Genomic DNA, 9,172 nt, shown 5'->3' with positions numbered 1-9,172 from the left:
CCATAGAGGCTGTCGTTGCTAGAGCCACCTATGAGTACGTCGTTACCACTACCGCCATCGAGGGTGTCCAGACCAAATCCACCATCGATAGTGTCATTCCCTTCAAAACCATATATTTCGTTATCAGAGATATTACCAGCTAGATAGTCATTTAAATTACTGCCTTTTATAAGTGTCATAGTAGAATATTTCCCTTTTGTAAATTCTCATCCGAGCTAAATTTGTAAACTCAGATTGATTAACTCTGATAAAAATTAACAAAGCTATGATGAAGTTAACATGAGTAGGATCCCTAAACCAGCAAATGTCAAGTCTTTCTGATGTCATAGAATTTACCTAACCAGTAACTAGGTTAGGGAATCAAATAACGCGGTGTGTGGTTAAGTGTTTTGATTTGAGCCGACTGACGGGACTAGGTATAGAGAGATATGAAAATCTGATTTAGTTGAATATAAAAATTTGCTGATTTGGAAAACTCCTACTCAAACTCACACTTGAAGACTCGTTATGATAGAAAAGTAGATAAAACTTCAAAAATATTCATCAAATGCTGATTGACTCCTCTGGCTTGTCCAAGGTGAAAGACTCAGTAACAGAAAAAATTTTCTTCGGCAATGAACCTACTGCCGAGTTAATTGCCATCCTGACAGTTTACTTTGTACAAGGAATTTTAGGGTTGGCGCGTTTAGCCGTCAGCTTTTTCCTGAAGGATGAATTGTTGTTGAGTCCAGTTCAGGTGTCCGCGCTATTGGGAATTGTGGCTTTACCTTGGATGATCAAGCCAGTATTTGGCTTTATCTCTGATGGTTTACCGATATTTGGCTACCGTCGTCGTCCCTACTTGATACTATCGGGGATACTAGGGGCTGTTTCTTGGGTGAGTTTAGCGACTATAGTTCATGATAAATGGGCGGCGACAATAGCGATCGCTCTCGGTTCCCTCTCCGTCGCCGTTAGTGATGTCATCGTTGACTCCCTCGTTGTCGAACGCGCCAGGGTAGAATCCCAAGCAGAAGCCGGTTCTCTACAATCATTGTGTTGGGGTGCTTCCGCATTAGGGGGATTAATCACAGCATATTTTAGCGGTCTACTCCTGCAACATTTCACCACCCGCACTGTATTCTGGATTACCGCCACATTTCCTTTACTCGTCTCCTTTGTAGCTTGGTTGATTGCTGAATCTCCTGTCAGCAAAGACACTGACGAACAAACCAACAATCTCAGCATCAAGCATCAAATAGCACAACTACGTCAAGCCATTAGCCAAAAAGCCATTTGGTTACCCACAGCATTTGTCTTCATCTGGCAAGCCACCCCAACAGCCGATGCTGCCTTTTTCTTCTTCAGCACCAACGAACTCCACTTTGAACCAGAATTTTTGGGACGAGTGCGGTTAGTCACCAGTATTGCTTCCTTAATTGGAGTTTGGATTTTTCAACGCTTCCTCAAAAGTGTGCCATTCCGAGTAATTTTTGGTTGGAGTACAGTCATCTCCGCCGCTTTGGGAATGACAATGCTGCTTTTAGTCACACACACAAATCGAGCTTTAGGTATAGATGACCACTGGTTTAGTCTAGGTGATAGCCTAGTTCTCACAGTCATGGGACAAATTGCCTATATGCCCGTGTTAGTCCTAGCAGCCAGACTTTGCCCCCCAGGAATAGAAGCCAGTTTATTTGCGTTGTTAATGTCAGTTTCCAATTTAGCCGGGATGGTTTCCTACGAATTCGGCGCAATTATTATGCACTGGCTAGGAATTAGCGAAACCAATTTTAATTTACTCTGGCTGTTGGTACTAATTACAAATCTCAGTACCCTATTACCCTTACCGTTTCTCAACTGGCTACCTGGTGATGATTCACAAACCGAACCAAAATTAATCCCCAGTTTAGTGTCTGAGTTGCTGGCGAGAGAACCAGAATCAGAAGCGGTTGAGTAAAGATAGGCACAAATCCCTAATCTAGAAGTCAGAACAACTCTACTAAAAGGAGATGTTTGCTCAAAAACCAGTGTGCATAATATCAAAAGAGAACTTTCAGAACTGAGAAAAACCAGCACTTTGCAAGTCAATGAAGCATACATTTAGACAAATTTTGTGGATTGGGCATCCTGCCCACCCTGATGTAAATAAAGCTTATTGAATAGTTTTCATAATTCCTATTTTTTGCTAGGTTTTGATAATTACAAGTAAGCAGTTTACAGCAGCTTTGGGGTAAATAATGTACAAAGTTTAGGAACAAAGCCTTATGCCAAGAGACTTTCAAAACTGTTCCCTCATCCTTCCTGTTCCCTGCTGTATCATAATTTGGCTTTCTGACTCTTGATTAATAACATCCTGATAATCAAATAATATGCAGACTTTTCAAAATCCCGAAGAAGCAACCTTAAAAAAATCCTACACTCGTGAAGATTGGCAGGGAGGATATCAATCCCTTAAGCAAGAATTTGATTATTGGATTGATGATATAGAAGGACAAATCCCTCAAGAATTACAAGGCACATTATTTAGAAATGGGCCAGGATTACTTGATATCAATGGACAATCTATCCATCATCCCTTTGATGGTGACGGCATGATTAGCCGCATCACTTTTGTGAATGGTCGCGCCCATTTTCGTAATCGCTTTGTTAAAACAGAAGGCTATTTAGCCGAACAAAAAGCGGGTAAAATTCTCTATCGCGGTGTATTTGGTACTCAAAAACCAGGCGGATGGTTAGCTAATCTCTTTGACTTTAAAATCAAAAATATTGCTAACACAAATGTTATTTATTGGGGTAAAAAACTTTTAGCATTGTGGGAAGCTGCTGAACCCCATCTTCTCGAATCCAAAACTCTAGAAACTTTAGGAAAAGAATATTTTGATGGCGTTTTGTCAGAGGGTGAAGCCTTTAGCGCACATCCCCGTTTTGATCCAAGTTGTATTCAAGACGGTGGCGTACCTTGCCTAGTCAACTTTTCCATTAAACCAGGATTATCTACTGCAATTACCATCTTTGAGCTAAACCCAGATGGTAAAGTCATCAGAAAACATTCTCATAGCGTTCCGGGTTTTTGTTTTATTCACGATTTTGCTATTACTCCGCATCACTGCATCTTCTTTCAAAACCCTGTAGTTTTTAATCCCTTACCCTTTGCTTTAGGCTTACGCTCGGCTGGGGAATGTATCCAATTTCAACCCAACCAACCAACTAAAATTATCGTCATTCCTCGCTTTCCACAAGCCGACAATACAGGAGTAAAAATTCTCGAAACACAATCAGGTTTTGTCTTCCACCACGTTAACGCTTTTAGTAGCGGGGATGAAATTTTTATTGACTCTATTTGCTATGATTCCTTACCACAAGTAGAACCAGAAAGCGATTTTCGTCAAGTTAATTTTGATGCCAATTCCCCTGGACAAATCTGGCGTTTTCATGTTAATCTCAATGATGGGAAACTACAACGAAATTTAATAGAAGCTCGTTGTTGTGAATTTCCCACCATTCACCCGGCTCATGTTGGACGCACCTATAGATATATGTATATAGGCGCGACTGATGCAGAGATAGGTAATGCACCACTGCAAGCATTACTAAAAATAGACTTAGAGACTGGAGAAAGACAACTGTGGAGTGCTGCACCTCGTGGTTTTATGGGTGAGCCGATTTTTGTACCCCGTCCAAATAGTCAAACAGAAGATGATGGCTGGTTGCTGGCTTTAGTGTATGATGCTGCTCATCATCGTTCAGATGTGGTAATTTTAGATGCGCGTGACTTACGAAAAGGGGCTATTGCTCGACTACACCTAAAACATCATATCCCCTACGGTCTACACGGCAACTTTACCTCAGAAATTTTTGCAGAAAATTGATCCCTTAATGATTTAACACCACAGATTCCAGTCAACAACCATTTTTGGCTGGAATCTGTGGTTTTCTAAAAATAAAATAAAATTGTAACAAAAACTACAAAATTCCCATATTTCAGAAAAACGCAAGATAAGCTAGGCGTATATTTATCCGGTTCGTAAAGATACCGCGATGAGGAGAAAACTTTATGGTAACAACGCCTAAGTTATCTTTAGAAACTGCTAGCCCAGCGCATATTTGTCCATTTGACCAAGCTTGTAGTTACTTAGAAGCAGCAGGGAAAGAATTAAGATTAGATCAAGGTGTCTTGGAAATTCTCAGTCACCCGCGTAAGGTAGTCACAGTTTCCATTCCTGTGAAGCTAGATAATGCTGACATCCGGGTGCTAGCAGGACATCGAGTACAACATTCTGATATTTTAGGCCCCTACAAAGGCGGAATTCGATACCATCCGGCGGTGACACTGCGGGAAGTATCAGCTTTAGCCATGCTGATGACTTGGAAATGTGCGCTGTTGGGAATACCTTACGGTGGTGCGAAGGGAGGTATTGCCATTGACCCACAAAACTACAGCGTGGGAGAATTAGAGCGAATTACTCGCCGCTATACTAGCGAATTAATTAAAGATATTGGCCCCTCAGTAGACATACCCGCGCCAGATATGGGAACATCCGCCCGTGAAATGGCTTGGATGATGGATACTTATTCAGTGAATGTAGGTCATGCTGTTCCCGGAGTTGTCACAGGTAAACCGTTGTCTGTTGGTGGTTCACGGGGAAGGGAAATGGCAACCGGACGAGGTGTCATGATTATAGTCCGGGAAGCACTCGCGGATATGGGCAAATCCTTAGAAGGAATGCGAGTTGTTATCCAAGGGTTTGGTAATGTGGGCGGTGCTGCTGCGGAATTGCTTGATCAAGCGGGAGCTAAAATTATTGCTGTTTCCACAGCTACGGGTGGAGTATATTCATCTCACGGTTTAGATATTCCGGCTTTAAAAGCTTACGCTGCCGAAAACCGTCACAGTGTAGTCGGCTTTCCCAAAGCATCGGCTATTAGCAATGCAGAGTTATTAACTTTACGCTGTGATGTGTTAATTCCAGCCGCCTTAGAAAACCAAATTACCGAAGAAAATGCCCACGAAGTCAGGGCGCGAATTGTTGCAGAAGCAGCCAATGGCCCGGTAACTTTGGAAGCAAACCGAATTTTAGAAGCGCAGGGTGTGACTGTGCTACCAGACATCCTCGCGAATGCTGGCGGTGTGGTGGTGAGTTATCTGGAATGGGTGCAAGGACTGTCTTACCTATTTTGGGATGAGGTACGTGTCAACCACGAAATGGAAAACTTGATGGTGCAAGCATATCAACAGGTAATTCAACAGTCTAAGGTGCGACAAGTTCCTTTAAGGTTAGCCGCTTATACCTTGGGAGTTGGGAGAGTAGCCCAAGCATTGCGTGATAGAGGTTTATATCCTTAAATATTTTGTTTGAGGATAGGGTAGGGTGTGTTAGGCGAAGCCGTAACGCACCTTACCGTTTAACATGGGCGGGCAAGATGCCCTCCCCACAAGAGAAAAGCTGATGCACTATTTTAGCTGTGTCAGTCCAGTAGGGTGGGCAATGCTGAAAATTGACTCAAATTATATATTGTGACGTTATTTGCATTGCCCACCTAACGATGGTTGAGAATGGCGAAAAATATCAGTGAAGTTGTTTGTAGTGAGGACTTCAGTCCTCTAAATCAGGACTAAAGTCCTGACTACGAACTTCAAATCTTATGCTAGTTGCATAAGTTCTATGTATTGTTATCAGGTTTAGAGTGGATTAAATGTAAAAAAATCAAGCTACAATACTTAGAGTTTGTTTGACAAATGTAGAGACGTTTCATGAAACGTCTCTACACCTTCCCCCATTCTAGCCATGCAAATTTGGACACCCAAGCAAGAAATACAAAACGGACGCTTCATCATTCAAAAAGTTATAGGTTGCGGTGGTTTTGGGATTACTTACCGTGCAATGGAACAACGTACAGGTAAAATGTTTGTTCTCAAAACCCTGAATCATCTGCAACAAATGACAGCAGATTTTCCAGAACAACAGCAAAAGTTTGTCCAGGAAGCTTTTCGGTTAGCGAAATGTCATCATCCCCATATTGTGGAAGTTCATGAAGTGTTTCAAGAAAATGAACTCTGGGTGATGGTGATGGAATACATTGATGGGCAGAATTTAGCAGACTATGTTGATGAATGGGGAAAATTGTCAGAGGATGAGGCGTTACGCTACATCGAGCAGGTGGGGAAGGCTTTAGAATATGTTCACGACAGAGGTTTTTTACATCGAGATGTGAAGCCTAATAATATTTTGCTGCGGCGCACCACCAAAGAAGCGGTATTAATTGACTTTGGTTTAGCCCGTGAATTTACTGTTGGTATCACGGGAAGCATGACTAATGCAAAGACAGAAGGTTATGCACCAATTGAACAGTATGAAAGACGGGGAAATTTTGGTGCTTACACCGATGTTTATGCTTTAGCGGCGACGCTGTATAGTTTGTTAACTGGTGAAGTTCCTTTTCCGGCTAATTTTCGTAAGTCTGGGATACCTTTACCACCACCAAAGCAATTTAATTCTCAGATTAGTGATAGGGTGAATGATGCGATTATTAAGGGGATGGCTTTAGAACCGGACAAGCGCACTCAGACAGTGTTGCAGTTTCGCAAAGATTTAGGTTTGGTTAGTAGTGGCAACCAGGGAGAGGTACAATTAAAGTCAGCTGTGGGGATGGACTACAGCAAACTGCGTGACTTACTCGCTGCTGGGAAGTGGAAAGCAGCAGATGACGAAACAGCACGGGTAATGTTAGCGGTGGCGAAACGGGAAAAAGAACGGTGGTTACGTAAAGAAGACATTGATAATTTTCTCTGTGAAGACATCCGCACCATTGACCAGTTGTGGGTAAAATACAGCAATGGGCGGTTTGGGTTTTCTGTTCAAAAGCGCATTTATCAGAGTTTGGGGGGAACGAGAGACTACGACAGGGAAATATGGGAAGCCTTTGGGGACAAGGTAGGATGGAGTCAAGGAGGAAGTTGGTTGTACTACACAGATATTACTTTTGATATAACAGCACCAGAAGCGCACCTCCCATTATGCCCTTGTTACAATTGGGTTAGGGAAGAGGGGTATGTGGCGTTGTGTGATTTCTCTTCTCTCGCGTCGAGACTTGTAGACTGTAATCTATAAAGCTTACAGAAAATTATTAACTTTTATGTACAGGTATTTTCTCACGAAGCCTTGCGGGTTCTGGGTTGACCATACCTATCACGCTGAATAAGTCAAAATTGCTTGTAGGGTGTGTCAAGGCTTTAGCCTGACGCACCCTAGATTATCGAGGTGCGTTAGGCGCAAATATCTTGTTTTTAATGACAAATCATATCGAAAATGTGCGCCTAACACACCCTACAAAAATTTTATTTTTAATTTATTATCATTTACTATTAATTCATGACTAATGTTTATGAACGTGCTGATTTTGACAGTCCGTGGAAAGAAATTCTCGAAGCATATTTTCCGCAAGCTATGCAATTCTTTTTCCCGGAAACTGCTGCATTAATTGACTGGGAACGTCCTTATGAATTTCTCAATACAGAATTTCAACAAATCGCCCGTGAAGCTGAACAAGGTAAGCGATATGCTGATCAATTGGTAAAAGTTTGGCAAATCCAAGGGGAAGAACTTTGGTTATTAATCCATGTAGAAATTCAAGCCCAAAAAGAAGATACTTTTAGTAAGCGGATGTTCACCTACAACTTCCGCATATTTGACCGTTTTGATAAACCAGCCACTAGCTTGGCGATTTTGTGCGATACTAACTGCGAATGGCGACCAAGTAATTACAGTTATAATTATCCCCATACTCGCTTAAATTTTGAGTTTGGCATCGTTAAACTTTTAGATTATGAAAATCGCTTGCAGGAGTTAGAAAATAATAATAATCCCTTTGCGACGGTAGTGATGGCGCATTTGAAAACCCAACAGACGCGCTCATCACCTGAAGAACGCAAAATCTGGAAGTTCAGCTTAATTCGTAGGTTGTACGATTTAGGCTTTCAAGAGCAAGATATTCGTAACCTATACCGATTTATCGATTGGGTTATGATATTACCAAAAGTGTTAGAAAATCAATTGTGGGAAGAGGTTAAACAATTTGAGCAGGAGCGTACTATGAGATACGTAACTACAGGTGAGCGCATTGGGTATGAGCGTGGAATACAAGAAGGCGAACAGGCGATTATTTTAAAACTTCTAAAAAGACGAGTAGGTGAATTATCTCCAGAATTACAAGCACGTATTGAATCTCTTTCTGTAAATCAATTAGAAGCTCTTGGTGAAGCTTTGTTAGATTTTACTCATGAGGCAGATTTAGTTAACTGGTTGGAAACAAATTAATTAGAGGATGTTTGAAACCTAACCCCCCTAACCCCCCTTCCCTGCGAGGGAAGGGGGGAATTATTTATTCTTAATATTCAATATTTTTGTAAAAGGTCTAATACCAATTCTCTATAAAGTTGCACCAGATAAATATTGTAGAAATGTAGAGACTAAGCATGGCTAGTCTCTACAGTACAGAATAAAGTGCATCTATGGCTACGCCACGCAAGCTACATCAAGCAACGGTATAGTGATTAATTACTTGAAAATTTACCTATTATTTAGCTATGTTCGATTAACATGATATTTCTGTGAATACATAAATTCTATTTTGTTTTGTGTGTATCTCCCTTTTGATAAGTCATCGGACAGAATTTTGTGTTAGCACTCATACAATCCATGTGTGGGGTTTTAGCACATACTATGAGTAAAGTACCTAAGATTAATAACAAACCGCAAATTGCTGCTGTCTGTATCCATGATAGTTCTAAAATTCCATGAACTACTACTTCTCTGAGGACGGAAACAATGGCTACTTCTACGGCTACACCGACAGCAATACTATGCTCTTTGAGGTAGACTATTAATAGCCGAAATAGTTCGACTAAAATTAATACGAAGAGGATTTTGGCGGTTACTTGTTTATAGCTTAGGGGTTGGGTAATTGCAATAAATATTCCCCACAATTCTATTACCATGAAGGTAAATAAGGCGAAACACAAGACTATTACCAGTAAGTCTTGGAATGCTTCCATGTTACTAACGATCGCATGACGATCTAACCAGCGATCGCCAAATAAAAATCGACTCTTAGCGTGCTTTTTCATGTACCTTTCCATTTTAAATGGTCGCTTCAGACCACTACCGCCAATTACGAAGCAGAAATTGACATT

Annotated in this window: 6 protein-coding genes and 1 pseudogene; 5 read left to right on the top strand and 2 right to left on the bottom strand. The window is 41.2% G+C overall.

Annotated elements, in window-relative coordinates:
• The coding region (locus A3775_RS25375) for a calcium-binding protein (RefSeq protein WP_369815938.1) at window positions 1-179 on the bottom strand (179 nt) is incomplete at its 3' end.
• Between the two features lie 368 nt (window positions 180-547).
• Here A3775_RS25375 and A3775_RS09895 point away from each other — a divergent pair.
• The 5 genes from A3775_RS09895 (at window position 548) to A3775_RS09875 (ending at window position 8,297) form a co-directional block, all read left to right on the top strand.
• Window positions 548-1,939 carry a folate/biopterin family MFS transporter gene (locus tag A3775_RS09895; RefSeq protein WP_066376908.1) on the top strand — a complete coding sequence of 464 codons (1,392 nt, stop codon included), beginning with the start codon at window positions 548-550 and terminating at the stop codon, window positions 1,937-1,939.
• 412 nt (window positions 1,940-2,351) lie between these two features.
• Entirely contained in the window at window positions 2,352-3,851 is a 1,500-nt protein-coding gene (locus tag A3775_RS09890; protein ID WP_066424784.1) for a carotenoid oxygenase family protein, read from the top strand.
• A gap of 185 nt (window positions 3,852-4,036) precedes the next feature.
• Window positions 4,037-5,326, top strand: a complete 1,290-nt coding sequence (locus A3775_RS09885) for a Glu/Leu/Phe/Val dehydrogenase (RefSeq protein ID WP_066376904.1) — start codon at window positions 4,037-4,039, stop codon at window positions 5,324-5,326.
• A gap of 442 nt (window positions 5,327-5,768) precedes the next feature.
• Window positions 5,769-7,091 carry a serine/threonine-protein kinase gene (locus A3775_RS09880; RefSeq protein WP_082803708.1) on the top strand — a complete coding sequence of 441 codons (1,323 nt, stop codon included), beginning with the start codon at window positions 5,769-5,771 and terminating at the stop codon, window positions 7,089-7,091.
• A 261-nt stretch (window positions 7,092-7,352) separates the two neighbouring features.
• Complete coding sequence (locus A3775_RS09875) at window positions 7,353-8,297, top strand: DUF4351 domain-containing protein (RefSeq protein ID WP_066424782.1); 945 nt, start codon at window positions 7,353-7,355, stop codon at window positions 8,295-8,297.
• Window positions 8,298-8,564: 267 nt separating this feature from the next.
• On the opposite strand, the pseudogene A3775_RS09870 reads toward A3775_RS09875, so the two are convergent.
• Window positions 8,565-9,118: pseudogene (locus tag A3775_RS09870) on the bottom strand (phosphate-starvation-inducible PsiE family protein).
• Window positions 9,119-9,172: the final 54 nt, after the last annotated feature.

The organism is Anabaena sp. 4-3, from assembly GCF_001597745.1.
Taxonomy (GTDB): Bacteria; Cyanobacteriota; Cyanobacteriia; order Cyanobacteriales; family Nostocaceae; genus Trichormus.
Note: the sequence above shows the minus strand (reverse complement) of the source record. Positions and strands in the feature narration are given on the sequence as shown.